This is a genomic window from Saccharopolyspora sp. 6V (genome assembly GCF_020176785.1).
GTDB classification, from domain to species: Bacteria; Actinomycetota; Actinomycetes; order Mycobacteriales; family Pseudonocardiaceae; genus Saccharopolyspora_C; species Saccharopolyspora_C gregorii.
Window position 1 is genome coordinate 70118 of sequence record NZ_JAIUKB010000019.1, and the last position, 24511, is coordinate 94628.

Below are 24511 nucleotides of genomic sequence, written 5' to 3' on the forward strand. Positions count from 1 at the left end.
TGGGCCGTTCACCTGGCGGCTAGGGGTGTTGCAGGACGTCCATGATGCGACCGACGTAGTCGTCGTGGTCGGCCTGGAGGCAGGCGCGCTGGGCGTGCTTGCCGTTGCAGCCCTCGCCCCAGCCGCTGCCGTCGCCGTAGCCGAGGAAGTCGTGCGGGATGCCGGCCGCCGCGAGGTTCGCCGCGGTGACGACGGCGGTCTCCCGCACCCGGTTCTCCGCGATGGCCAGGACCGGATCGTCCAGCAGGTTCCCGCCGTTGCCCGCGTAGATCGCGACGCCCATGCCGCGCAGGGCGTCGACGTGCTGCGCGGGGCTCTGCGCGTTCCAGATGCCGTCGTTCGGCCACACCGGTGAGCCGAAGATCGCGTCCGGCGGGTCGAGCGGCGTGCCCGCGCCGTCCCACCGCGTCGAGGCGGTGACGGCGGCGCGGATCTCCGGGTTCAGCAGGTCGAGGTCCCCGGAGAAGCTGCCGACGTAGCGGAACAGGTCGGGCCGGTGCTCGGCGTAGTGGAACGCGCCGAAGCCGCCCATCGAGTGCCCGGAGATCGCGCGGCCCTCGCGGGTGGCGATGGTGGCGAGGTTGTCGTCGATCAGCGGGATCAGCTGGTCGAGGTGGAAGGTCTCCCAGTTCTGCACGCCGGAGCTCCCCGGCGCCACCCAGTTGGTGTACCAGCCGCGTCCGCCGCCGTCGGGCTCCACGGCGATCAGCGGGACTCCCGCGGTGGCCGCCTCGGTGATCTCCATGTTCTGCACGGCGTTCGGGTACTCCGGCGAGCCGTGCAGCGTGTAGTGCACGGGATAGCGGGTGGTGCCGTCGTAGCCGTCGGGCAGCGTCACCATGACGACGTGCTCACCGGAGACCTGGCCCGGCAGCACCGGGTGCTCCGGCACCTGGTCGGTGCGCACGGTGATGGTGAACGTCCGCGCGCTGTGCCATTCCGGCTGCCCGACGACGGTGATCCCGTGCCCGTCGGCGAAGTGCGGCGGTGCGGGTTCGGCGATCGCCGCCGGTCCGGTCAGCCCGGCGGTGGCGGTGAGGGCGATCAGCGCGGCGGCCCAGCGGCGCGGCGCGGTCCGGTGTTCGGTTCGCATCAGGTTCCCCCGGATGAGGTCGACCCGCCTCCCCTGACGGGTGCCGTGCTGAGCGAACCAAGGCCGGGTGGCCGGGTTCCAGCGGCCAGTCGGGTGATCGCGGCGGCAACATTCCGCACCTGTGCGCGAACTTCCGCCTTTTTCGGCATATGCCAGAGAGTTTTCGGGTGATCCGGTCGCAGCGCGGCCGTGTTCAGCGACCCCGAGTTGTGGGACCTTGTCCTTCCGGGGCGGGCGGGGCCGCCCTCCGGGGAGGTCGTGGGGATGTCGGGTTCTGACGAGCGATCCTGCCCACCTGCCGGCCGGGTGGACAACACCGTCAACATCGCGCCGGGTGCCCGGGTGCGCACCGTGGTCCAGGGCGGGGTCCTGCACGGCGACCTGATCGGGAACGCCGGGCGCACCGCGCTCGACGAGCCGCTGCGCGTGCTCGCGCGGGAGGTGCGCACCCGCTGGAAGCGGGAGGAGGCGCGGGTGCTGCGCGAGCACGAGGCGCTGCCGGTGCGGTGGGAGGCGGCACCGGACCGGCTGAGCGGCCACTGGCACGGCGACCGGGCGGACGCCCCGATCGACCTCTCCGGCGTGTTCGACGAGGAGGCGAACGGGATCCTGCTGACCTACGGCGCGCTGCCGTGGGGACGGCTCGTGGTGCTGGGGCCCGCCGGGTCCGGGAAGACGGTGCTCACCGTCGACTTCGTGCTGCGGGTGCTGGCGGAGCGGCAGCGGGGCGGCCGGCGGGCCGGCGGCCCGGTGCCGGTCCGCTTCGACCTCGGGGCCTGGGACCCGAGCGCGATCGGCCTCCGGAACTGGCTGATCGAGCGGCTCGCGCACGACTACCCGCAGCCGGGCGGCAGGCGGACGGCCGCCGACCTGGTCGATTCCGAGCTGATCCTGCCCGTGCTCGACGGTTTCGACGAGATCGCCGAACCCCGGCGCGGCACCGGGCTGCGCGCGATCAGCAGGCACGAGGGGCCGTTGCTGATGACCAGCCGCGAAGCGGAGTACGCCGCCCTGGTGGACAAGACCGGCCCGGTGAAGCGGTCCGCCGCGATCCGGCTCGTCGAACTGGACGAGGCGGGCCTGATCGAGCACCTGGCGCGCGGCGGGGTCGAGTCGGGGCGCCGCTGGCGTTCGGTGCTGCGGGGCTCACCGGCGGATCCGGACGGCGCGGCGTCCCGCGACCTGCTGCAGGTGCTGCGGAACCCGCTGATGGCGTCGCTGGCCCGCACCGCGTACCGGGAGGACGACGCCCGCCCGGCGGAACTGCTCGACCGGGACCGGTTCCCGACGCAGGAGCGGTTGAAGGACCACCTGCTGCAGAAGTACGTCCCCACCGTCTACGACGACGAGCTCGCCGACACCCGGCCGATCGAGATGCGGTGGCCGTGGACGCAGGAGCAGGTGCAGCCCTGGTTCCGGCACCTCGCCACGCACCTCGTGCGGCGCGACCTGCGCCCCCGCTCCCGGCCGAGATCGCCCGGTCCCGCCCAGGACCTCGCCTGGTGGAAGATCGCCGACGACCTGCCCCGGCGCACCCGGATGCTGGTGGTCGCGCTGGTCACCGGCGCGGTGGTGGGGGTGGTGGTGTTCCTCGGGCACTCGGCGCTGTTCGTGGCCGGGGGCAACGGCGTGCCGGCGAGCCTGGTGGCGGGCGCCGCGAACGGGTTCCTCAACGGGACGATGGCCGGGCCCGGGTTCGGCCTCGCGCACGGCGCCCGGTTCGTCTTCCGGCGGGCCGCGATCGAGCCCTCCCACGTGCGCTTCCGGTTCCGGCGCGGACCGCGCAGGCCGGATTCGCGCTCGTTCCGCACGATCGCCACCAGGGCCGCGGTGGCGCTGCTGCTGGGCACGGTGTTCGGGTTCTGCTGCGGGTTCGTGCCCGGGCTGCTGCGCGCCTGGTCCACCCCCGAGGCCCCGGTGCTGCTCAGCGCCCTGGTGGACGGGCTGCTGTTCGCGGCGATGTTCGGCATCGGCGCCGGGCTCGTGCTGTTCCTCGCGGCGATCTTCGACGCGCCCCTCGACATCGGCGCGGCGGCCAGCCCCGAGGCGCTGCTGGCCGCCAACCGCCGCACCGCGCTGGTGCATCTGCTGCTGTTCGGCCCGGCGTTCGGGATGTGCGTCGGGTTCAGCGGTTTCCTGGTGGTGGAGCTGCTCGGCGGCGGGCTGTGGGGCCTGCCGCTGACGTGGAGCTCGATCAGCACGATCAACTTCGGCGTGCTGGGCGGCGCCGGCGGTGGTCTCGGGGCGGTGCTCGCGTTGAGCGCCTGGGGCGAGTGGGTCGTGTTCGGCCGCATCTGGTTGCCGCTGCGCGGGCGGCTGCCGTGGCGGACGATCACGTTCCTGACCGATGCCCACGAACGCGGCGTGCTGCGCAGGCACGGCCCGGTCTACCAGTTCCGGCACGCCCTGTTCCGGGACCACTTGGCCGGCTAGCTGTCAGCCCGCGTCCCAGCTGATCGGCATCGCCGACGGCCCGCGGGTGGACAGGCCGTCCTTCCACTCGATCGCCGCCTCGTCGGTCACCCGCAGCCCGGGCAGCCGCCGCAGCAGCACGTCCAGCGCGACCTGCAGCTCCATCCGGGCCAGCGGGGCGCCGAGGCAGTGGTGCGGGCCGTGCCCGAAGCCCACGTGCGAGGCTTCCGCCCGCGCCAGGTCCAGCTGCTCTGGGTTCCGGTAGACCGCCGCGTCCCGGTTCGCCGAGGCCGTCGCGGGCAGCACCGGTTCCCCGGCGCGCACCAGCACCCCGCCCAGCTCGACGTCCTCCAGCGCGTAGCGCGCGATGCCCGCCCCGTTGCCGAGCGGCACGAAGCGCAGCAGCTCCTCCACCGCGCGCGGCACCAGGTCCGGCTCGGCGCGCAGCCGCGCCAGCTCCTCGGGGTGCTCCAGCAGCACGTGCACGAAGTTCGGGATCTGCGAGGCGGTGGTCTCGTGCCCGGCGACGAGGATCGCCTCGGCCAGCGAGAGCATCTCGTCCTCGGACAGCCGGTCCTGCTCGTCGCGGGCGGCGACGAGGGCGCTGAGCAGGTCGTCGCGGCCGTGCTCGTCCCGCCTGCGCTCCGCGATCAGGCCCGCCATGTACTCCCGCATCGCGCCGATGGCCTCGGCGACCTCGCCGGGGGTGAACTTGGTGGTGGACAGGAACGCGTCGGACCACTGCCGGAAGTCCCCGCGGTCCGCGTAGGGCACGCCGAGCAGTTCGCAGATCACGGTGATCGGCAGCGGCAGCGCGAAGTCCGCCACCAGGTCGGCGGGCGGCCCGGCGGCGAGCATCGCGTCGACGAACCCGTCGGCGATCTCCTGGACGCGGGGGCGCAGCTGTTCGACGCGGCGCTGGGTGAACGCCTTCATCACCAGCCGGCGCAGCCTGCTGTGCTCGGGCGGGTCCATGCTGAGGATGTTGCCGCTGGAGCCCTGGTGCGGGCGCATCCGCGGCTCGTCGCGCCCGACGCTGGCGGCGCGGCTGAACCGCGGGTCGCCGAGGACGACCTTGACGTCCTCGTAGCGGCTGGCCAGCCAGGCCGGTTCGCCGTAGGGCAGCCGGACGCGCAGGAGCGGCTGTTCGCGCAGCTCCTGGAACAGCGGTTCCGGGTCGAGCCGTTCCGGTCGGCTGAACGGGAAGGTCCGGGGCTCCGCGGTGGTCATGCGCAACTCCTGCGGGTGGGCTGTTCGGGCGCCACCCACCCTACAACTAAGTCAGCTGATTGTCTTAGTTCCCCGGGGTGCGTCAGCCCGCGTGGCCGAGGCGCCGGGACAGCTCCGCCGCCCCCTCCCGGATGATCCCGGTCAGCGCGCGGTCCGCCGCGTCGTCCCAGCGCGGCGTCGGCACCGAGGCGCTCATCGCCGCGACCACCGCACCCGAGGAGTCCCGCACCGGCGCGGCGACGCAGGCCACCGCCTCGTTCGACTCGCAGTGCTCCCGCGCGATGCCGGTCGCGGCGACCACGTCCAGCTCGCGGCGCAGCGCGCGCCGCGCGGTGGTGCTGCGCGCGGTCAGCGCCACCAGCCGCCGCCCCGCGTACAACTCCGCGAAGCGCCGCTTCGGCAGCGCCGCCAACAGCACCTTGCCGACCGCCGTGCAGTGCGCGGGCAGCCGCCGCCCCACCGCCGAGACCATCCGCACCGGGTGCGCGCTGTCCACCTTCGCGACGTACAGCACCTCGGTGCCGTCGAGGACCGCGACGTGCACCGTCTCCCCGCAGCGCAGCGCCGCCTCCTCCGCCGCGAGCCCGCCCTCGCGGGCCAGGTCGAGGCGTTCCGCGTAGGCCGAGCCGAGCTGGAACGTCCGCACCCCGAGCCGGAACCGGGTGCCGCTCTCGCCCGCCGCCACCAGGTAGCCGCGCTCGACGAGGGTGCCGAGCAGCTCGTGCACCGTGGTGCGCGGCAGGCCCAGCGCCGCGGTGATCTCGGGCGCGCTCAGCTCCGCCTCGGCCAGGAACAGCTCCAGGACGTCGAACGCCCGCCCCACCGCCGGTACCGCTCGTGCCATCGGCTCGCTCCTCCGCGTTCCGCCCCAGCGGCGCGCCATCCTACCCGCGGCGGATTGACCGGCTCCGCACGCCGAACCTACCGTTGCCGAACGTTGTCCGACATGTCGAACGGAGCGGCCGGTGCGGGAGACACGCGAATTCCTGGTGGCGCAAGGACTTCCCGGCGGCGGTCCGCAACTCCCGGCCAGCGGGAAGCGCTTCCCCGACGGCGCGCAGTACCGGGTGGAGATCCCCAGCACCGAAGGTCCCGAAGTGCTCGACGCCGTGCTGGACGAAGCCCGGGCGCGCGAGGTGCCGGTGCACCGGATCTCGCAGGGCAGCGGCGGCATGCTGCTCACCGCGGCCGAACTCGGCGCGATGTCCCGGACCGCGGCCGCCGCGTCGGTGGAGCTGAGCCTGTTCGCCCGCCCCGTCGCCGCCTGGGGCACCGGCGCCCTGGCCACCGCGAGCGGCGGCGGCCAGGTCGCCGCGCAGGCCCGCGGCACCGAAGGGCTGGTGCACGCGCTGGAGGACGTCCGCCGCACCGCCGAAGCCGGCGTCCGCAGCGTGCTGATCACCGACCTCGGCGTGCTGGCCACCGCGTCCCGGATGCGCGAATCCGGCGCGCTGCCTGCGGATCTGCGGTTCAAGATCAGCGTCCAGATGGGGCTGTCGAACCCCGCTTCGGTGCGCATCGCCGAACAGCTCGGCGCGGACAGCTACAACGTGCCCACCGACCTCGACCTCCAGCAGCTCGCCGACATCCGGGCCGCCACCGCGCTGCCGCTGGACGTGTACGTGGAGGCCCCCGACGACCTCGGCGGTTTCGTGCGGCACTTCGAGATCGCCGAGATCGTGCGGGTCGCCGCGCCCGTGCACCTGAAGTTCGGCCTGCGCAACGCCCCGAACATCTACCCGAGCGGCACGCACCTGACGCCGACCGCCGTCGCGCTGGGCCGCGAGCGGGTGCGCCGTGCGCAGATCGGGCTGGAACTGCTGCACCGCTACGCCCCGGAGGCCACCTGCTCGGCCCCGGCCGCCGCGGACCTCGCCCTGCCGCGCACCTGCTGACTCAGCGGGAAAATCCGCGGCGCCGACCACCCCGGACCGCGTACCGTGCGCGGGTCCGGAAGGTCGTGGGAGGAGCGGGGACGGTGCGGATCAGGACGTTCGCCGAGGGTGACGCCGAAGTGGTGGTGGCGTTGTGGAAGTCGGCGGGGCTGACCCGCCCGTGGAACGACCCGTGGGCCGACGTGCGGCGCAAGCGGACCGTGCAACCGGAGATGTTCTTCGTCGCCGAGGACGGGTCCGGCGGCGTGGTCGGCACCGCGATGGCCGGCTACGACGGGCATCGCGGCTGGATCCACTACCTGGCGGTCGCCGACGAGCAGCGCGGCACCGGGTTGGGGCGCGCGCTGGTCGAGCGGGCGGAGGCCGCGCTGGCGGCGCTGGGCTGCCCGAAGGTGCAGCTGCAGGTCCGCCCGGACAACACCGGCGTCGTGGACTTCTACGAACGGCTCGGCTACGCGCCGTACGAGGTCGTCGACCTCGGCAAGCGCCTCATCCCGGACGGCTGAGGACGGCGCCGCCCCGGGAGGTCTCGGCTCGAAGACCCGGTGCCCGGCGCGCGGTCCGAGCCCGCGAGCCGGGTTCCGGATCCGGACCGGAAAACCGGCGCCCCCGGTTGACCAGCGGAAACCACCGCGCCCGGTGCGTCCGCCCGCCCACCGCCCCGTCGCCGGGACCACACTGGACACCCGGCGGAGGGAGAGCGCGATGGGGGCGTTGGCGCGAGCGGGGATCGCGGTGCTCGTCGTGCTGCTGGTCAGCGGGGGCGCGGTGCTGGCCACCACCGGTGGCGGCCCGGTCCGGTGCGGTGAGCAGATCATGGGCCCGGACCAGGTGTGCCGCCTCGTCTCCAGCGCGGGCAGCACGCTCAACAGCTACGACGACCAGCGGGAGGTGCAACGCGCCGGCCAGGACCGGCGGCTGCTGCTGGCCGGGCTGACCGGGGCGTTGCTGCTGACGTGCGGCGGGCTGATCGCCGTGCTCGTGCCGTCGCGGCGCGAGCACGACCGGGTCAGTCGAGGGGCGCGCTGAGCACGGACCTGGCCTTCGCGCCGATCGTCTCGCGCACCCCGTCGGCGATGATCCGCAGCGCGTCCGGGTCGCCCTTCACCTGCGAGCGGGCCGTGTTCAGCGCCTGCGACACCGTCACGTGCGGCGGCACGAGCGGCACCGCCGAATCGACCCGGGCGTCCACGACGGCGGGCCGGTCGGCGTGCAGCGCCGCGTCCCACACCGGTCCGGCCTGGTCGGCGTCGGCCAGCTCGTGCCCGGACAGGCCGAGCAGCTCGGCCCACCTCGCGTACGGCACCTCCGGCAGGTGCTGGGCCTCCGGGTAGGGCTTGTCGCCGAGCATGGCCCTGGTCTCCCAGGTCACGTAGGACAGGTCGTCGTTGGCGAGCACCAGCACGGTGAACCGCGGATCCGCCCACTCCCGCCAGTACTTCGCCACCGTGATCAGCTCGTTGACCCCGTTCATCTGCATCGCGCCGTCCCCCACGAGCGCGACCACCGGCCGCTCGGGGTGGGCGAACTTCGCCGCGAGCGCGTAGGGCAGCCCGCCGCCCATCGACAGCAGGGTGCCGGAGAGGCTGCCGAGCATGCCGGGCCGCATCTCCAGGTCGCGGGCGTACCAGCTGGTGGCGGTGCCGCAGTCCGCGGCGACCATCACGTCGTCGGGCAGCCGCCGGGACAGCTCCCGCACCACCAGTTCCGGGTTGAGCCCGCTGGTGTCCGCGTCGGCGCGCTTCTCGCTGTAGGACTCCCAGCGCCGCGTCCACTTCCCGATGTGCTCGCGCCACGTGCCGTCGGTGCGCTCGTCGAGCTGCGGCAGCAGCGCCTCCAGGGTCGCGCGGGCGTCGCCGACGAGGTTCACCTCGGTCTCGTAGCGGAGGCCGCAGCGGGCGCCGTCCACGTCGATCTGCACGGCCCGCGCCTGCCCCGGCGCCGGGTAGAACTCGGTGTAGGGCATGTTCGAGCCGACGATCAGCAGGGTGTCGCACTCGCGCATCAGGTGCCAGCTCGCGGTCGAACCGAGCAGCCCGATGGGTCCCGTGACCCACGGCAGCGCGTCGTCCAGGACGGTCTTGCCCAGCAACGCCTTCGCGGCCCCGGCGCCGAGCCGGTCGGCGACCGCGGTGAGCGCGTCGGTGGCCCCGTGCGCGCCCGCTCCCGCGAGGATCGCGACCTTCTCCCCCGCGTTGAGCACGTCGGCGGCCTGCGCGGTGCCGCGCGGGTCGGCGGCCCCGACCGGGGTGCTCGGCACCGCGGAGGTCCGGTAGTAGCCGTGCTCGGCGGGCGGCTCCGGCACCGCTTCCCGCTCCAGCAGGTCGCTCGGCAGCACCAGCGCCGTCACCGTCCGGTGGGCCAGCGCGGTGCGGCACGCGCGGTCGACGAGGTGGCGGACCTGGCTGGGTTCCACCAGCTGCTCGCAGAAGTCGCCCGCGACGTCCTTGAACAGGTTCGTCAGGTCGATCTCCTGGTAGTAGCCGCCGCCGAGCGCGGTGCTCGCGGTGTGCCCGAGCAGCGCCACCACGGGCTGGTGGTCGAGCTTCGCGTCGTAAAGCCCGTTGAGCGCGTGCACCGCGCCGGGGCCGCTCGTCACGGCGCAGCAGCCCAGCTCGCTGCCGCCGTACTTCACGTCCGCGCAGGCCGCGAACCCCGCCGTCTCCTCGTGCCGGACCTGGATGAACTCGGTGTCGGGAGCGGTGCGCAGCGCGGCGATCACCCCGCCGATCCCGTCGCCCGGGTAGCCGTAGAAGCGACGCGCTCCCCAGGCGCCGAGGCGTTCGACGATGTGCTCGGCGACGTTCTTCGGATCAGCCACTGGTCGCGGTACCTCCTCGCGGGGGTCGGCCGCCGGGTGGCGGTGGCGGTCCGCCACCTGGCGGGACGGAGTTCTGGTTCAGCGCCCCTTCACGGCGTCCTTCACCTTCTCCACGGCCTGCTTGAAACCGCCCTTGGCCTGGTCGGCCTTGCCTTCGGCCTGCCACTGCTCGTTGCCGGTGACGTCCCCGGCCTTCTCCTTGGCCTGGCCCTTGAGCTCTTCCGCCTTGTGCTGGGCCTTGTCCTCGTCACCCACGACGTCATCTCCTTCCGGTGGACGTTGCCTTCCACCGGCGCGTACCCGTTCAGCGCGCGGCTACACATCCCGGTGCGCACACCCGTTCGGCCGCCGGTTCACCGGTGGGCGGGCGGCGCGGTGGCTCGGGTTCCGGCGCGGCGTGGCCGGATCCCCCTCGGCCTGGTCCGTCAGATGCGGACGAGCTCGTCGAGGAGGTCCCCGGCCTTGCTGATGTCCTCGGTGAGCGGCCGGTCCTCCACCCGCGGGTCGAGGGTGTCGGCGGCGAGCCGGAACGCGTCCCGCGCCGGCACGTCCACCAGGTCGGCCTCGCGCATCCGCAGCGCCCGCACCGCGGCGACGAGCTCGCAGGCCAGCAGCCGCCGGTACGCGGCGGCGGCAGCGGTGGTGGCGCGCGCGGCCTGGGTGGAGAAGCTGGCGTGGTCTTCGAGCCCGCGGGAGACGACGGCGGTGCCGAGGGTGGCGGGCAGCGCGGCGTGGCGCAGTTCCGCGAGCGCGTCGTGCGCCACGTATTCGAGGATCATCACCCCGGAGCTGCCGGTGGGGCCGGCGGCGAGGAACGGGCGCAGCCCGGTGAACTCCGGCTCGACCAGGTCGCCGAGGCGCGCGGCGGAGAGCTCCGCCACCTGGTGCACCGTCGCCCGCACCCAGTCGAGCGCGGAGGCGACGTAGGCGGTGTGGAAGTGCGCGTGGTGGTAGGCGTCGCGGTGCACCACCGAGATCATCGGGTTCTCGGTGCCCGCGTTGATCTCGATGGCGAGCACGTCCCGCAGGTAGTGCACCGCGTCCACGGCGGCGCCCTGCACCTGCGGGTAGGCGCGCAGCCCGAACGGGTCCTGGATGCGCCTGCCCGGTTTCGGGGTGCTGTCCAGCCCGAGCAGCCGCCGCATCTGGGCGGCGCAACCGACCTGCCCGGCGTGCGGGCGGGCTTCGTGCACCGGCGTCGCGTACGCCTCCGGGTTGCCGTCGAGGGCGACGTAGGTGAGCGCGGCGACGACGTGGCTGGCGCGGGTGAGCCGCTCCAGGTCGAGGGTGGCGAGAGTCGCTTCGGCGAGGGTGGCGGCGTTGCTGCTCATGAACGCGAGCGCGTCGCCCGCCGCGATCTCCACCGGCTCGACCCGCCCGGACAGCCAGGGGCGTTCTCCGGCGAGGGCGAGCGCGATCTCGGCGAGCGGTGCGAGGTCGCCGGTGCCGATGGCGCCGAGCCGGTGCACCAGCGGCAGCGCCCCGGTGCGGACCGCCTGGGCGAGCGCGGTGATCAGGTCGGGGCTGACGCCCGCGCGGCCCGCGACGAGCTGATTGAGGCGGATCAACAGCGTGCCGCGGGTGTGCTCGGCGGACATGGGTTCGCCGCTGCCGCCCGCGTGGCTGCGCAGCAGCCGGAGCCCGTGCTCGGCGGAGTCGCGGTCGCCGACCACGTCGTCCTTGTTGGCGCCGACGCCGGTGGTCCGGCCGTACACGACGCGTTCGGTGCTGAGCTCGTCGGCGAGCCGCCACGAGTGCTCGGCCACCCGCAACGCCGCCGTGGACAGGTCGATCGCCGGCGGTCCCGCGGTCCGCGCGACGTCGGCGACGTCGGCGCACCGCAGCGTGCGGCCGTCCACCCGGATCACTCTCGTCTCCTCTCGATCGGCCGGTCCAGTATGGGCGCGGCGGGACGCGGCGCCGGTGAGATCATCCGCACTCCGCGGGCCGGGCGGCCACGGCCGGGGTTATCGTCGCCGGTCGGCGGCCGCCGGGTCGCCGACCGTCCGCGAACAGGAGGACCGAGTGCTCGCCCTCGTCGTGTCCCTGCAGGTCAAGCCCGGCCACCGGGACGGTTTCCTGGCCGCCATCACCGCCGACGCCGAGGCGTCCGCGGCGAACGAGCCGGGCTGCGTGAGCTTCGACGTGGTCGTCGACACCGCGGACGACCACCACTTCTTCCTGTACGAGGTGTACCGGGACCGGGAGGCGCTGGAGGCGCACCGGGCGAGCCCGCACTTCGCCGCCTGGACCGAGGCCGCGGCCGAGCACCTGGTGCCGGACTCCCGCCAGGTCACCGTCACCGAACGCCTGGTGCACGAATCTTGATCACCGCCCGGTGGGCGGGTCCGCTCAGCGGGCGGTCACCGGGGCCAGCCACAGCCCGGTGATGGCGTCGACGAGCCCGGTGGCGGCGTCGTCCCAGCTGGAGCGCGGCGTGGTGGCGGAATCGGCGAGCGCCCGCTCCCGTTCGGCGGGCATGTGCACCATGAGCTGCCGCGCCATGTCGTTGCGTTCGGCGCGCACCTCGTCCGGCAGCGCGGGCAGGCACCGGCGCAGCCCGTCGATGATCCGGTGCAGCGAGGGCTCGCTGAGCGATTCCTCCACCATCACCGGGCGCAGCGACGGATCGGTCATGACCTGCGCGCCGAACCGGGCGAACCAGGTCGGCACGCCCAGCGAGGCGAGGTGCTCGATGCTGGGGCGCACCAGGCACTCGACCCAGTCCCGGACGCCCGCGTCCGGGCTGATCTCGGCGAGCATCCGCACCCGGATCAGGTCGATCGGTTCGGCGTGCCTGCGCACGATGGCCCGCACCAGGTCGGTCTTGGTGCCGAAGTGGTACCCGACGGCGGTGTTGTTGCCCTGACCGGCGGCTTCGCTGACCTGCCGGTTGGACACCGCGAACACCCCGTTCTCGGCGAACAACCGCTCCGCCGTGTCCAGGATCGCTTCCCGGGTCGCCCCGACCCGCTCGCTGCGCGCCGCTTGGCCCGCCATCTGCACCACCACCCATTCCACCCGTCCGGCGCGGAGTTCCCGCTGCGCACGGGCTTCTCGCGCACCGCCAGTCAACAACCACCACCCGGTTGAGTCAACCGACTGAACCGAGCTCGCCCCGATCTCGGAGCCACGTCACATCCGACCAGATCGCCCGGTTTCGGCCTCACACGGCCCGGGCGGCGAGCAGCGACAGGTCCACCGGCAGCCGCCGCGCCGATTCGACGGCGAACCCGGCGCCGCTGAGCAGCTTCTCGTACTCGTCGCGGTGCCGTTCGCGACCGCCGGTGATCGCCAGCATCTGCACGTCCCAGGCCGCGGCCAACGATTCCCGGCCCGGGCCGTCCGGCAGCAGCCGTTCCACGACGAGCAGCCGCGCACCGGGTTCGCAGGCGTCCCGGCAGGTCCGCAGCAGCCGCACGCAGTCCGCGTCGTTCCAGTCGTGCAGGACCCGGGACAGCAGGTAGACGTCGCCGCCCGCGGGCACCTGCCGGAAGAAGTCGCCCGCCGCGGCCGTCAACCGGCCGCCGCAGTCGTCGTCGAGGCGACCCGCGACGTGGTCGCGGTCGAACAGCACGCCGCGCAGGCCGGGGTTCGCCGCGAGGACGTGCCGCAGCAGGGTGCCGTCACCGCCGCCGACGTCGATCGCGGTGCCCGTCGCCGGGAACTCCGCCACCGCGGGCAACGCCTCCCCGACCAGCCGGGTCACGGCGCGCATGGCGCGGTCGAACGTCCGCGCGGTGCCGTGGTGCCGGGCGAAGTGGTCGAAGTGCTCGATGCCGAAGTGGTGGCCGAAGGCGGTCCCCCCGGTGCGCACCGCGGACTCCAGCTCGTTCCACGCCTGGTAGAACTCGGCGCCGTAGAGCCGGACCAGATCCCGGAACGGGTCGTCGTCGCGCAGCAGCGCGCCGGTCCCGGTCGTGGTGAACGCACCGCCCCCGGTGTCGCGGAACAGGCCGAGGTGCGCGAGGTGGCGCAGCAGCCGTTCGGTCGCGCCGGGATCGGTGCCGGCACCGGCGGCGACCTCCGCGCCGGTCAGCGGCCGCTCCCGCACCCGGTCGGCGATGCCGAGCTCGGCGGCGACGTGCACGGCGCGCGCCGCCCAGTGCCCGGACAGCAGCCCGAGCAGCCTGGTGTGCGGGTCGGCGTCCTCGGTCCCGGTGCGCAGCACCGTCTTGCTGCGCATCAGGAATTCGGCGAGGTGCCCGTCGTGCGGGAGTCCCGGCGCCATCAGGTGGGTGGCGTGGTCGCCGACGTGCACGTTGCTGATGCTCGGCTCGTCGACGAGCCGGGTGAGCAGCCCGTCGTCGCCGGTGACGGCGGTGAGCACCAGGGTGTCGCGCAGCGGTCCGGTGCCGTCGTCCGGCGTCCACGGCGCCACCCAGGCGCAGGGGAACGGCAGCTCCACCCCGGCCTGCGGCGCGTCGGGGGCGTCGAGCAGCACGACGGCGGGGCGCAGCACCGCGGAACCGTCGGGTTGCTCGCGCACCAGGTCGCCCGCGGTGATCAGCCGGGCGCCGCCGTCGAGCTTGGACCGCAGGTGCGCTTCGAGTTCGCGGGCGCGTTCGGGGGTGTGCGCGGGCAGCACCGCCTCGTCGTGGTCGGCGGACAGCACCGGGATCGCGTCGAGCTCCGCGGCGAGCCGCCGGGCCAGGTCCTCGGCGTCGCCGTCGACGAACACGGCGGTGGCGTTGACGCAGGCCGTCCCGCCGTGACCGGTGATCGAGTCGACGAGCACGTCGAGGTGCTCGGCGGGCCGCCCGTCGGCGAGCAGCACCTTGGACCGGCCGGGACCCTGCACCAGCACGTCGGAGCGGTTCCCGTAGCGGCGCACCGCCTGGTCACCGCCGTAGACGAGAGCGAGGTCGGCGTCGGCCACCAGGTCGTCGGCGACGCCGTGGTCCGTCGGCAGCAGCACCACCTGGTCGGGCCCGAAACCGGCGTGCCGCAGCGCGGTGACCAGCCGGTGCGGGGTGAACGGCTCCCGCACGGAGGGGCGCACCGCGATCCGGTACCCGAGCGCGAGCGCCTCGATCCACTCGGTGTGCGTGCCCGGGTGGTTGCCGGGCGCGTGCACGGCGAGCACGTCACCGCGACGCGCCCACACCGCCCCCGATCCGGCTCGGTCCAGCCAGTGCGCGGCGGAACCGGTCGGGCGGGCCCGGTCCACCGAGTCGGCGGCCGCTTCGGCGCTGCGGGCGAGGGCGAGCGACGCGGCCCGCACCACGGGCAGCGCGACGCCGGACGCCCGGCACACCGCGCGTTCGTGCTCGGGCAGCGCGATCCCGTCCACGGTGCCGAGGAAGGCCCGGGCCGCGTCGGCGAGCGCGCGTCGACGCCGCGGCGCGGACAGCGGCTCGGCCCGGCGCAGCGCGGCGACGTTGCGCTTGACGTGCAGCCGGGGCACCAGGCTCAGCTCGGCGAGCACCGCGCCGTCGACGGCGGTGACCTGCTGGCGGCGGGTGGCGCGGAACGCGCCGGTGGTGCCGAGCGCGTCGAGCTGCCGGGGTCCCATCAGTACACCCCTTCGATCACGGCGGCGTTCTCGAAGGTCGCCACGGGCGCGACGTCCGCGACCGAGGATCCGAGCGCTCCGGCGGGCGCGGCGACGCGGGTGGCGACGTCGCGTTCGAGGTTGTTCGGCAGCAGCATGGACCTGCTGACGTGGTGCATCACGACCTGCCCGCGCTCGCCTTCCGCCACCTCCGCACCGGTGTCCGGGTCGACGACGGTGAACGTGGTGTGCGGCGAGAACGAGTCGAAGGTGCAGGACCTGCCGTCGCAGCCCGGCCGTTCCATGCTGCCGCCGAGGATCGTGGTGCTGCCGTACTGGCCGCGCAGCGCCACGTCCGGGAACACCTCGTGCCGCAGCAGGTGCCGGGTGTCCGGGTCCAGGTGCGCACCGCCCCACATGATGGTGCGCACCCGGTCGTTGATCACCTCGGTGAGCCGGTCGCGCTCGGCGATGCGCTCCAGCAGCGGCGGGGTGGCCACCAGCACCCCGATCTCCTGGGTGTCCAGCACCGCTTCCACCTGGTCCACGACGTGCTCGGCGTAGCGGTCGGCTTCGTCCGGGCGGCCTTCGGCGATGCTGCGGCGCACCCACCGCGGGTCGAGGTCCACGGTGAACGCGACACCGCCCCGCATGCCGGGCAGTTCCGCCATCAACCTGCCGAAGATGTGCGGGCCGCTGGGCGCCACCGTCAGCCAGTGCGCGTCGCGCGGGAAGCCGAGTTCGTCCATCCGCGCCGACTTCCACGCCAGCGAGTGCTCCAGCCAGTCCCGCAGCAGCACGACCCGCTTCGGCACACCGGTGGTGCCACCGCTGTCGAACGCGCCGAGCACGTCGGGCCGGTCGCCGTAGCCCCGCGGCACCAGGTCTCGGATCGGGACGCCGCGGAGCTCGTTCACCACGTTCGGGAAGCGGGCCAGGTCGGCGTGCCCGCGCACGTCGCGCCGCGGGTCGAACCCGAGCGAATCCGCCCGGTCCAGCCAGAACGGCGAACCGGTCTCCGGGGAGAAGTGCCAGTCCATCGCGGCCGACAGGAATGCTTCCTCGTCGAACTCCGCGGTGTCGTTCCAGTTCCAGTGCACGGCTTCTCCGAATCCGGTGATCACAGGCGTCGGCCCGGTGGTTTCCCGCGGCGAGCGGCGCGGGCACGGGCGGTGGTGCGATCGCGACCGGACTCCCGCAGCACGAGCGCGGAGGGACGGCGACGGCCTTCCGACGGTGCGGCTCCTTCGAGCGCGGCTCCAGCAGATCACATGCTCCGCACCACCGGAACCAACCGTGCCAGCCATCACAGACCGCGGTGCGCGGCCGATCCCGACGGGCCGCGCACCGGCGAAAGCCCGTCAGCGCGGCGAACCCGTGGTCCGCCCGGAACGATCAGCAGCGACGGTATCCAGCACCCGGCCTTCCCGCGCAGGCCGATCACGACGCAACCGCCGCCTGCGCTCGTGCTCCCGCTGCATCCAGCGTCCCCCTTCGGACGCCACCGCTTCCAGCGTGCGCAGCGCGGTGGGGATCCCGGCCGCGTCGAGCTCGCGGTCTCGCAGATGGGCTTCCTCCTCGCTGGTCACATCGCGGAGGCGGTCGAACTTGTTCGTGATGACCGTGATGTCCGGTCCGTTGAACAGCACCAGTCGCAGAGTCCGGCTGCGCAACCGCACGATCTCCAACGAATCGGGCCTGTTCTCGTTCCGCAGCGCGTACCTGTCGTTGGCGACGCGCACCCCCACCTCGGTGATGCCGGCGGAGGCCAGTGCTTCGTAGCGGAACGACGAGCGCTGCTCGTTCCTGCGTGCCCCGTTGAGGAAGTTCAGCTCGGACTCGACGACTCGAACCCCGTTGTGCGTGAGCAGGAAGACCTTGACCACGTATTCGGAGTAGCGCGGCGGCCCGCCCGGAACGAGCGCCTGGCGCGCTCGCGGCGCCTTCTCCAAGGTCACGAACTGATCCATGAGATCATTTCCGGCCAACCTGCCGTGCCGGGTCGCCGCCGTGATCAGGTAACGCTTGTCCAGGTTCAGCCATCGCCCCATCTCCTCGTCTGACGGACGGTCCGCGAGCATCGAGGTCCACTCCGCGAAGGCCTTCAGCTCTTCGTCGTGCAACGCAGCATCAGCCGCGGTCCTGCGCAGGTCGTCCCGGCGAGCGGCGGCCAGTTCGACACCGTGCACGAGCCCGAGGTATCCGCTGCCGACGAGCAGCAGCGCGGGCAGCACCGCTCCCGATGTCATCATCACCACCGCGCCGGTGGCCGCGAGCGCGATGCCCGATCGCAAGAGCAGGACGGTGCGCCGGGTGGGAAGCAGTTCCGTGCGATGCCCGAAGAGCGCGCCGGCCCGCCAACGCTCAGCGCATCGATAGCCGTGCCAGCGGATCAGCCAGTCCAGCGATTCCGGTTCCACACCGGCGTTTCCGTACAGCGCCGCGAGGCGGATGGTCAGAGTGCGGCGGACACCGCGGGTCTGCGCCTTCCACTGTCCCGCGATGTGCGGGCGGACGGCTCGGAAGCCCGCTGCGACGCGTTCGTGGACGGCCGCGACGAAATCGGTCCGCACCCAATGCCCGGGGGAAGGCGGGGCCTCGTCCGGAACCTGATCGTCGTGCTCCCGCTCGGCGCGTTGCCGCTCCTTATCCAACACTCGGCGGGTGAACTCGTGACGACAGGCGAGGAGCCCACCGCCGACCACCAGAGCCAGACCGCACCACATGGCGAGGCTTTCCCAGTACGCGAACGAGGTGTACAGGCCGAGCAGCCCGCTGAGGACTCCGAGTCCCGACCGCGTCCACACCGGAGTACCGACCACGGTACGGGCCGGAACGAACGCGCGTGGTCGTGCCGGGTCGGGTTCGAAGAACTTCCACGCCCTCCCCTTGCGGTCCGGGGCCATCCGCTCGCCCAGGACTCGGTCGGTCTCCGCCGATGCGAGGCGGGTCGCCGTGACACCGTCGAGGATCAACTTCAGGTGCCTGGTGATCTGGCCCCGTATGATCGCGGGCAACGCGTCGTAACCGGTGTCCACCGGCGCGAAGCCCACCGATTCGGCCGGGCCGTGCGGATTCTGCTCCCATGCCCGGCGGAAGAGCTCGTCCACCACGTCCAGTGCGTCGCGCCACTCGTCCCGCGGACATCGTTCCGCCACTTTCCGGGCCACGTCGAACTCATCCAGTACGGCAGCGTCGACTTCGGTGAGCGCGCGTTCGCTGAACAGCGCGAGCGCGTAGAGGTAGGAGCGGCGCGTGTTCCCGTGCCCTGCTTCGAGAATCTCGCGGAGCAGTTTCTCCGCTGGGCGCGGAGTACCTCCTTCCAGGTGGTGGAGCGCCACTTCTTCCTTGCGCTCCGGCGGATCGCCGCGGTTGATGTGGTACGTCCCGTCGCGGTGGATCGCCGTTTCGCCGATGTGCACGCCGACGGCTTGACCGACTTCCGCTTCACCTCCAACGTGGACGCTTGGCCATTCGGAGCTCAGATCGACCCAGGGAGGAACGTTCACGAGTTCCCCCCGCGGCCACCCATGTTGATGGTGCGCGAACCGGTGCTGAAGGTCGCCACTTCTCCCACCTGGGCGTTGCCCTGCACGACCGGGCCGCCTAGCGGCGGAGGCCCCGAATCCGGGCCGGGGCGCCTGCCACGCCGTCGCCCACCCCGCTCCTCCAGCGCCGCGCAGAGCGCTGCGGCGTAGGCGGCCGCGTTGCGGGCAGCGGTGGCCTGCCAACCTTCGCCGTCGACGGACTCCTTCTTCCCGTCGGCGCGATCGCTGATGGCGCGCACGACCGCGAGTTGCGCGTTGTCGTTGATGTGCCCGGCGAGGGCGAATCCGGCACCCTCCATCTCCACGGCGATCGCGTCGTTGTAGGTCTCGCGGAGCCGTTCCGCGTACTCGGAGGTCCGCGAATTCAGCACCACGTCACCTGCGGCGATCGGGGCGCTGTGGACGGCGGGGACGCCGCCGTCGGCGGTGAGCCCGGCGCACCAGTCGTCGGACAGGGACACCTGGTGCACGGCCTGCTCGATGCGGTGCGGGATGTCCCAAGCCCGGGGTCGGGTGCGGAACCCTCCGTCTTCGCTCTTTCCGCCGTGGTAGCCGTAGACCCGGTTGGCGACCACCACGTCGCCGAGGTTCAGCCAGTCGCGGAGCGCCCCGGCGACGCCGACGAACAGCAGCGCGTCCGGGCGGAACTCGTCGATGGCGCGTTCGGTGAGCACGCCTGCGTTGATCGTGCCCTGGCCCAGTTTGGCGATCGCCACCTCCCGGCCGGGCCGGGAGGTCAGCTCTCCCACTTCGAACAGGGTTCCCTTGCCGCTCCAATGCTTCGAGCGACCGGTGAGGTGTGCGCGGACCGCGGTGTACTCGACGTCCAACGCCGTCAAGATGACGATCATCGTGTTGCTCCATCGCTTCGATCAGGGTTGCTGGTCGTGCTCTGGCGCTCAGGTGCTCAGCGGAGAGCGCTTCCCGGGGCGGTGGTCGCGAATGCGTTTCCGGGGCCGGGAAGCGGGATCCGCGGCGATGTGCTGGTGCCGCGGCGCGAGGGACGCTAGCCCATCCGGAGTCTTATAGTCAACATGACGATAACTGTTGCGCATCGGCGGCGCCGCTACCAGCACGAGTACGGTGTACCTAGTGGACAGACGTCCGAGCCGACCGATCATGACCGGGGGTGCCCACCGTGTCCGACGACGATTGGACGATCCCCGAAGTCGCGCTGGCCGTCGACCTCGCGATCCTGACCGTCCGCGACGGCGCGCTGCGGATCATGCTCGTGGAGCGGGGCGAGGACCCGTACCGCGGAATGCTCGCACTACCCGGCGGATTCCTGTTCGACGACACCGAGGACGTCGATGACGCCGCGGCGCGGGAGCTCACCGAGGAGACCGGCCTGCACCCGCAGGGCCTGCACCTGGAGCAGCTCCGCACCTACGGCACGCCGGACCGCGACCCGCGGCGGCGGGTGATCACCGTGTGCTACCTGGCATTCGTCGCCGACCTGCCCGAGCCCACCGCGGGCGGCGATGCGCGCGCCGCCACCTGGACGCCGGCGCGCGACGTGCTGGCGGGCGAGACGCGAGTCGCCTTCGACCACGCACGGATCATCGCCGACGCGGTGGAGCGGGCTCGCGGCAAGCTGGAGTACACCACGCTCGCGGCGTCGTTCTGCTCCTCCGAGTTCACCATGACCGACCTGCGGCGGATCTACGAGATCGTGTGGGACACCCGCCTGGACGCCCGGAACTTCCACCGCAAGCTCACCGGCGTACCGGATTTCCTCGTCCCCACCGGGGAACGCACCACCCGGGATGGCGGACGTCCGGCCGCGCTGTACCGCTCCGGCGGCGCTTCGCTGCTGCACCCGGCGATGCTGCGACCCGGGCGCGAGGACTGACGCCCCACCCGTCCCCTTGTTGTCGCATTGACATCAACTGCGGAACAGCCCTAACGTCATCACCGACGCACTTATAGTCACTTTGACAACAAGGGGTTCGAGATGCAGATCCACTGCTCGTTCCGGCTCGCGGTGCACGCCGTCGTCATCGCCTTCCTCAGCGGCGCGCTGCTCAGCGGCACGCTCATCGTCCACTCGCCGGACCACTCCGCCGCGGCGGACGGCGGCGATCAACTCCTGCGCGGCGGCATCATGGGCGGCACCAGTTCTTCCGCGGGACCCGGCCGGTAGAGCGCCGCCGGGCGCCCGTTCGACGCGGCCCGCCGCTCCCCCGTCGGCACGACGAACCCCTCCGCATCGGTGACCTTGCGGTGGAAGTTGGGGCGGTCCAGCTCGACCTCCCACACCGCCTCGTAGACCTCGCGCAGCTCGCCGATGGTGAACTCCGCGTCGCAGAACGCGGTGGCCACCGTGGTGAACCGGAGCTTCTGCCGGGCCACGTCGACCGCGTCGCGCAGGATCCGCGAGTGGTCGAACGCGAGCTCCGCCGACCGGGCCTCCGACACGGGCACCCAGCTCGCCGCCCGGGCGTCCGATCCCGCCTCCGGCAGCGGCAGATCAGGGGCGATCGCCAGGAACGCACAGGTGATCACGCGGGGGTCGCGCGGATCCCGGTCCGGCGCCGAATAGGTGCCGATCTGCTCCAGCGGCAGGGATTCCGCGACCAGCCCGGTCTCCTCCCGCAACTCCCGGGACGCCGTCTGCTCCAGGCTCTCGTCGCCGCGCAGGAATCCGCCCGGCAGCGCGAGCCGTCCCGCGAACGGCTCCCCCGCACGTTCCACCAGCAACACGCACGACCGGCCGGAGCGGATGGTCAAGATCACCAGATCCGCGGTCACCGAGACCGTCCGCCGCGGGCGAGGAACACGAGCCATGACCGGACCCTACGCGGCGTCCGGAGTCCCGGGCCCCGGACCGCACCGGCTCAGCCGGTCGGCCTGGGAAATCCGCCGAACGTGACTTCTGACGTAGAGCGGGCGGGAACGTGGGACTACCCATGAGGCATCAGCGAGCAGTTTACGGCGTTCGACAGGAGGTTCTTCCATGATGGCCACGACTTCCGCGCACCGAACGGCTCCGCTGCCGGTCGGCAGGCGCCGCCGCAGGCGGACCCGGTCTGGTCCGCTCGTGTGGGCGGCCACGATCTCCGCTGCCGTGATCGAGAGCTGCTGGTCGGACCCGTCCTCGATGAGCGCGCCGGTCCTGGCGCTCACCGGCGTGATCACCGTCTGGCTCGCGGCCCGAATGCTGTGAGACGACCCGCGATCGCAGCGGGATGAAGCCGCCGGCGGCGGAGGGGGAACGGGGGTTCCGCCGTCGGCGAGCGGTCCCGGCCGCGCACCGGCGGGAGTGCGCGCCGGGGCCGCGTCCCCCGGACACCCAGCCATCCGCGAACGCCCAGCCATCCCCAGACGCCCAGCCGCCCCCGGTCGCCCAGCCATCCCGGTCGCCCAGCCATCCCGGTCGCCCAGCCATCCCGGTCGCCCAGCCATCCCGGTCGCCCAGCCGTCCGCGAACGTCCGGTGGTAGCCGAAACCCCTCCACCGCAACGGGAACCGCGAGGCTCAGCCGAGGGTGCGGGCGAACTCGGCCGCGTCCGGCACCAGCAGCACCGCGACCAGGACCAGGCAGACCAGCTCGATGGTGCGCTCGATCCGCTTGCCCTGCTTCGATCCGACGCTCCAGCGCATCGACTTCGGCAGCACGTGACCGCGCCGCCAGCGGGCCCCCGAGCACCGCGCGGCCCGCTTGCGGCTGCACTTGGCGCAGCGGCGGCGGATCGGGAACGTCCAGCAGATCCCGCTGCGCGTCGCCGAATCCCCCACCGAGTGCACCAGCATCCCCATCGTGATGGACAGCCCGGCGAACCAGCCGAGTTCGGCCATCGCACCCGCCGCCGCCAGCGACCAGCTGATCGCGACCGCGGCGATCAGCGCCACCGCGTCCTGGTCGGTGCACAGCCTGCGGCGCACCCACTTCGGCCCGGACCGGGACAGGGCGCTGATCCCGGGCGCCAGCACCAGGACCATCGCGACGCCCGTCACCCACGGCGTCAGCAGCGCGCCCAACGCGACCAGCAGTCCCAGCCCCGCCGCGAAGACGGGGGTGTGCACGAGACCGCGGTGCTCCCCGTCGCCGGGCGGGTCGTGCGGGAGTCGCGTCCGGCCGTAGGTGGTGCGCGCCAGGAGCTGGAAGAACTCGCCCACCAGCGCCGTCACCCGCCCACCGCTGCGGTAGGCGGTGGCGCCGTCGGCGTCCAGGTCGGGCAGCAGCGCCGCGCCCGCGCCCAGCAGCGCCCCCAGCGCGGTGCCCGCGACTCCGAGGTCCGCGCCGGTGAGCGCGCCCACCGTGCTGCTCGACACCGCCCCCGCCAACGCTCCCGTGCACGCGTGGCCGCCCGCTTCCATGCCCCGTCCGCTCCCTCGGTCGAGGCGCCGCGGCCGAACGGACGAACGCGGCGCTCGGCCGGACGGCGCAGCGCCGGATCACCGGACCGCCGATTTCCGTTGCGGCCCAACGGACATTGAACATGATCTTGGAAACGGTGGTGCCGGGACCGGTCGACATCACCCGAGCGGACGCGGGTTACCGCACCGGGTGCCCGGTGGTGACGTCCACGTGCGCGGGCACCTCGTCGTGCTCGTCCCCGACCGAGAGAGTTCCGGTGGGCTCCACCAGCAGCACCGCCGCACCGCGCGCCGACGACGGCTTGTGGAACGTCCCGCGCGGCACCACGAACACCGAGCCGCGCGGCAAGGTCACCGTCCGCTCGCCCGCTTCCTCGCGCAGCGCGATGGCGATCTCCCCGTCCAGCACCAGGAAGAACTCGTCGGTCTCCAGGTGCACGTGCCACACGTGCTCGCCGTGGAAGCGGGCGAGCCGGACGTCGTAGTCATTGAGGTAGGCGATGATCCGCGGGCTCCACGCGGCGTCGAATCCGTCCAGCGCGGTCGCGAGGTCGATCGGGTTCGTGGTCATGACCGCCATCCTCGGCTCGACCCGGCCGCACCACGAGTGCTAGGAATCGCACATGTCGCAAGGATCCTCGCACCGGGTCGTGGTGCTGGTCGATGAAGGCTCGAACCCGTTCGAGATGGGCGTGGCGACCGAGCTGTTCGGCCTGCGCCGCCCCGAATTGGACCGCCGCTGGTACGACTTCGCGGTGTGCGCGGTGCGGCCGCGGGTGCGGATGCACCTGGGCATGTTCACGCTCTCCGACGTCGCCGGGCCCGAGGTCGCGGACGCGGCGGACACGCTGATCGTGCCCAACCGGCCCGACCCGGAGGTGCCCGCCGATCCCGAGGTGCTGGACCTGGTCGCCCGGGCGGCCCGGCGCGGTGCGCGGTTGGTGAGCTTCTGCACCGGGGCCTTCACCCTGGCCGAGGCGGGCGTGCTGGACGGTCGGCGGGCCACCACGCACTGGCGCTGGGCCGCGGAGTTCACCCGCCGCTTCCCCGCGGTGCGCCTGGAACCGGACGTGCTCTACGTCGACGACGGCGCGGTGCTCACCGCGGCGGGCAGCGCGGCGGCGCTGGACCTGGGGCTGCACCTGATCAACCGGGATCACGGCGCCGAGGTCGCGAACGCGGTGAGCAGGCGGCTGGTGTTCACCGGCCACCGCGACGGCGGTCAGCGGCAGTTCGTGGAGCGGCCGGTGCCGGACGTCGCGGACACCTCGCTGGCGCCCGCGCTGGACTGGGCCCGCGCGCGCCTGGACCGGCCGCTGACCGTGGCGGACCTGGCCGCGCGGCTCGCGACGAGTCCGGCGACGCTGCACCGGCGGTTCCGCGCCGAGCTCGGCACGACCCCGCTCGCCTGGCTCACCACCGAGTGGATCGCGCTGGCCCGCCGCCTCGTCGAACGCGGCGAGCTCGGCCTGGACCGGGTCGCCGCGGCCAGCGGGTTCGGCACCTCCGCCAACCTCCGCGCCCGCTTCCGCGAGCACACCGGCCTCACCCCGTCGGCCTACCGCCGCCGCTTCGGCGCGACACCTCCGGAGCCGGTGCCGGAGCGAGGATGACGCGAAGTGCGCTCAGCGCCGGGGAATGCGGCGCCGAGCAGTGTTCTGACGAGGGATCACGCGGCGGCGGACGCACCGGGCGCCC

At 73.1% G+C, this 24511-nt stretch carries 23 protein-coding genes; 9 read left to right on the top strand and 14 right to left on the bottom strand.

Annotated features, from left to right (window positions below):
- Positions 1-19: 19 nt before the first annotated feature.
- Positions 20-1093: an alpha/beta hydrolase family protein gene (locus tag LCD35_RS04465; RefSeq protein ID WP_224955820.1), complete on the bottom strand. Its 1074-nt coding sequence runs from the start codon at positions 1091-1093 to the stop codon at positions 20-22.
- A gap of 264 nt (positions 1094-1357) precedes the next feature.
- On the opposite strand from LCD35_RS04465, the gene LCD35_RS04470 reads away from it, so the two are divergent.
- Positions 1358-3526, top strand: a complete 2169-nt coding sequence (locus LCD35_RS04470; RefSeq protein ID WP_225043746.1) for an NTPase — start codon at positions 1358-1360, stop codon at positions 3524-3526.
- Positions 3527-3529: 3 nt separating this feature from the next.
- On the opposite strand, the gene LCD35_RS04475 is transcribed toward LCD35_RS04470, so the two are convergent.
- Both LCD35_RS04475 and LCD35_RS04480 read right to left on the bottom strand, forming a co-directional pair.
- Complete coding sequence (locus LCD35_RS04475; RefSeq protein WP_224965923.1) at positions 3530-4735, bottom strand: cytochrome P450; 1206 nt, start codon at positions 4733-4735, stop codon at positions 3530-3532.
- 82 nt (positions 4736-4817) lie between these two features.
- Positions 4818-5579 carry an IclR family transcriptional regulator gene (locus tag LCD35_RS04480; RefSeq protein ID WP_224955817.1) on the bottom strand — a complete coding sequence of 254 codons (762 nt, stop codon included), beginning with the start codon at positions 5577-5579 and terminating at the stop codon, positions 4818-4820.
- A gap of 121 nt (positions 5580-5700) precedes the next feature.
- Here LCD35_RS04480 and LCD35_RS04485 point away from each other — a divergent pair, with 121 nt between their 5' ends.
- The 3 genes from LCD35_RS04485 (at position 5701) to LCD35_RS04495 (ending at position 7659) form a co-directional block, all read left to right on the top strand.
- The gene (locus LCD35_RS04485) at positions 5701-6630 is read left to right on the top strand and encodes a U32 family peptidase (protein ID WP_225043747.1); all 930 of its coding nucleotides are present in this window, start codon (positions 5701-5703) and stop codon (positions 6628-6630) included.
- Between the two features lie 83 nt (positions 6631-6713).
- Positions 6714-7136 (top strand): GNAT family acetyltransferase, encoded by a 423-nt coding sequence (locus tag LCD35_RS04490; protein ID WP_225043748.1) that lies wholly within the window; start codon positions 6714-6716, stop codon positions 7134-7136.
- A gap of 199 nt (positions 7137-7335) precedes the next feature.
- Positions 7336-7659 (top strand): hypothetical protein, encoded by a 324-nt coding sequence (locus tag LCD35_RS04495; RefSeq protein WP_224955814.1) that lies wholly within the window; start codon positions 7336-7338, stop codon positions 7657-7659.
- Here the strand turns inward: LCD35_RS04495 and LCD35_RS04500 are convergent.
- From LCD35_RS04500 to LCD35_RS04510, 3 genes are all read right to left on the bottom strand, one after another.
- A complete protein-coding gene (locus LCD35_RS04500) occupies positions 7640-9451 on the bottom strand; it encodes a thiamine pyrophosphate-requiring protein (protein ID WP_225043749.1) in 1812 nt (603 codons plus the stop codon). The two genes, LCD35_RS04495 and LCD35_RS04500, sit on opposite strands and share 20 nt — an antisense overlap.
- A gap of 78 nt (positions 9452-9529) precedes the next feature.
- Entirely contained in the window at positions 9530-9706 is a 177-nt protein-coding gene (locus LCD35_RS04505) for a CsbD family protein (protein ID WP_224955812.1), read from the bottom strand.
- A 170-nt stretch (positions 9707-9876) separates the two neighbouring features.
- Positions 9877-11319: an aromatic amino acid ammonia-lyase gene (locus LCD35_RS04510; protein WP_224955811.1), complete on the bottom strand. Its 1443-nt coding sequence runs from the start codon at positions 11317-11319 to the stop codon at positions 9877-9879.
- A gap of 157 nt (positions 11320-11476) precedes the next feature.
- On the opposite strand from LCD35_RS04510, the gene LCD35_RS04515 reads away from it, so the two are divergent.
- A complete protein-coding gene (locus LCD35_RS04515; RefSeq protein WP_224955810.1) occupies positions 11477-11779 on the top strand; it encodes a putative quinol monooxygenase in 303 nt (100 codons plus the stop codon).
- Positions 11780-11803: 24 nt separating this feature from the next.
- Here the strand turns inward: LCD35_RS04515 and LCD35_RS04520 are convergent, their stop codons facing one another.
- From LCD35_RS04520 to LCD35_RS04540, 5 genes are all read right to left on the bottom strand, one after another.
- Complete coding sequence (locus LCD35_RS04520; RefSeq protein ID WP_224955895.1) at positions 11804-12451, bottom strand: TetR/AcrR family transcriptional regulator; 648 nt, start codon at positions 12449-12451, stop codon at positions 11804-11806.
- Between the two features lie 166 nt (positions 12452-12617).
- A complete protein-coding gene (locus LCD35_RS04525; RefSeq protein ID WP_225043750.1) occupies positions 12618-14966 on the bottom strand; it encodes an aldehyde dehydrogenase family protein in 2349 nt (782 codons plus the stop codon).
- Positions 14966-16045, bottom strand: coding sequence for an AMP-binding protein (locus LCD35_RS04530; RefSeq protein WP_224955808.1), 1080 nt, complete (start codon positions 16043-16045; stop codon positions 14966-14968). The genes LCD35_RS04525 and LCD35_RS04530 overlap by 1 nt, the downstream gene beginning before the upstream one ends.
- 261 nt (positions 16046-16306) lie before the next feature.
- Complete coding sequence (locus LCD35_RS04535; protein ID WP_224965916.1) at positions 16307-18454, bottom strand: hypothetical protein; 2148 nt, start codon at positions 18452-18454, stop codon at positions 16307-16309.
- Entirely contained in the window at positions 18451-19344 is an 894-nt protein-coding gene (locus tag LCD35_RS04540) for a 5'-methylthioadenosine/S-adenosylhomocysteine nucleosidase (protein WP_224955806.1), read from the bottom strand. Before LCD35_RS04540 ends, LCD35_RS04535 begins: the two co-directional genes overlap by 4 nt.
- Before the next feature lie 287 nt (positions 19345-19631).
- On the opposite strand from LCD35_RS04540, the gene LCD35_RS04545 reads away from it, so the two are divergent.
- Both LCD35_RS04545 and LCD35_RS04550 read left to right on the top strand, forming a co-directional pair.
- Positions 19632-20345: an NUDIX domain-containing protein gene (locus LCD35_RS04545; protein ID WP_224955805.1), complete on the top strand. Its 714-nt coding sequence runs from the start codon at positions 19632-19634 to the stop codon at positions 20343-20345.
- Between the two features lie 102 nt (positions 20346-20447).
- A complete protein-coding gene (locus tag LCD35_RS04550) occupies positions 20448-20636 on the top strand; it encodes a hypothetical protein (protein ID WP_224955804.1) in 189 nt (62 codons plus the stop codon).
- Here LCD35_RS04550 and LCD35_RS04555 read toward each other — a convergent pair.
- Positions 20576-21280, bottom strand: a complete 705-nt coding sequence (locus LCD35_RS04555) for an NUDIX domain-containing protein (protein WP_224955803.1) — start codon at positions 21278-21280, stop codon at positions 20576-20578. The two genes, LCD35_RS04550 and LCD35_RS04555, sit on opposite strands and share 61 nt — an antisense overlap.
- A 172-nt stretch (positions 21281-21452) precedes the next feature.
- Here LCD35_RS04555 and LCD35_RS04560 point away from each other — a divergent pair, with 172 nt between their 5' ends.
- Positions 21453-21659 (top strand): hypothetical protein, encoded by a 207-nt coding sequence (locus LCD35_RS04560; RefSeq protein WP_224955802.1) that lies wholly within the window; start codon positions 21453-21455, stop codon positions 21657-21659.
- 311 nt (positions 21660-21970) lie between these two features.
- On the opposite strand, the gene LCD35_RS04565 is transcribed toward LCD35_RS04560, so the two are convergent.
- Together LCD35_RS04565 and LCD35_RS04570 are read right to left on the bottom strand one after the other, a co-directional pair.
- On the bottom strand, positions 21971-22813 hold the full coding sequence (locus LCD35_RS04565; RefSeq protein ID WP_225043751.1) for a metal-dependent hydrolase: 843 nt from the start codon (positions 22811-22813) through the stop codon (positions 21971-21973).
- Between the two features lie 178 nt (positions 22814-22991).
- Positions 22992-23384 (bottom strand): cupin domain-containing protein, encoded by a 393-nt coding sequence (locus tag LCD35_RS04570; RefSeq protein WP_225043752.1) that lies wholly within the window; start codon positions 23382-23384, stop codon positions 22992-22994.
- Between the two features lie 52 nt (positions 23385-23436).
- Between LCD35_RS04570 and LCD35_RS04575 the strand changes: the two genes are divergently transcribed.
- On the top strand, positions 23437-24426 hold the full coding sequence (locus LCD35_RS04575; protein ID WP_225043753.1) for a helix-turn-helix domain-containing protein: 990 nt from the start codon (positions 23437-23439) through the stop codon (positions 24424-24426).
- The last annotated feature ends 85 nt before the right edge of the window (positions 24427-24511 follow it).

Excerpts from the sequence above, each read along its gene's own strand:
- LCD35_RS04525 (WP_225043750.1), bottom strand. The coding sequence starts at position 14,966 with ATGGGACCCCGGCAGCTCGACGCGCTCGGCACCACCGGCGCGTTCCGC.
- LCD35_RS04555 (WP_224955803.1), bottom strand. The coding sequence starts at position 21,280 with ATGGCTCGTGTTCCTCGCCCGCGGCGGACGGTCTCGGTGACCGCGGAT.
- LCD35_RS04465 (WP_224955820.1), bottom strand. The coding sequence starts at position 1,093 with ATGCGAACCGAACACCGGACCGCGCCGCGCCGCTGGGCCGCCGCGCTG.
- LCD35_RS04520 (WP_224955895.1), bottom strand. The coding sequence starts at position 12,451 with ATGGCGGGCCAAGCGGCGCGCAGCGAGCGGGTCGGGGCGACCCGGGAA.
- LCD35_RS04495 (WP_224955814.1), top strand. The coding sequence starts at position 7,336 with ATGGGGGCGTTGGCGCGAGCGGGGATCGCGGTGCTCGTCGTGCTGCTG.
- LCD35_RS04480 (WP_224955817.1), bottom strand. The coding sequence starts at position 5,579 with ATGGCACGAGCGGTACCGGCGGTGGGGCGGGCGTTCGACGTCCTGGAG.
- LCD35_RS04570 (WP_225043752.1), bottom strand. The coding sequence starts at position 23,384 with ATGACCACGAACCCGATCGACCTCGCGACCGCGCTGGACGGATTCGAC.
- LCD35_RS04575 (WP_225043753.1), top strand. The coding sequence starts at position 23,437 with ATGTCGCAAGGATCCTCGCACCGGGTCGTGGTGCTGGTCGATGAAGGC.
- LCD35_RS04540 (WP_224955806.1), bottom strand. The coding sequence starts at position 19,344 with ATGATCGTCATCTTGACGGCGTTGGACGTCGAGTACACCGCGGTCCGC.
- LCD35_RS04565 (WP_225043751.1), bottom strand. The coding sequence starts at position 22,813 with ATGGAAGCGGGCGGCCACGCGTGCACGGGAGCGTTGGCGGGGGCGGTG.
- LCD35_RS04470 (WP_225043746.1), top strand. The coding sequence starts at position 1,358 with ATGTCGGGTTCTGACGAGCGATCCTGCCCACCTGCCGGCCGGGTGGAC.
- LCD35_RS04550 (WP_224955804.1), top strand. The coding sequence starts at position 20,448 with ATGCAGATCCACTGCTCGTTCCGGCTCGCGGTGCACGCCGTCGTCATC.
- LCD35_RS04475 (WP_224965923.1), bottom strand. The coding sequence starts at position 4,735 with ATGACCACCGCGGAGCCCCGGACCTTCCCGTTCAGCCGACCGGAACGG.
- LCD35_RS04560 (WP_224955802.1), top strand. The coding sequence starts at position 21,453 with ATGGCCACGACTTCCGCGCACCGAACGGCTCCGCTGCCGGTCGGCAGG.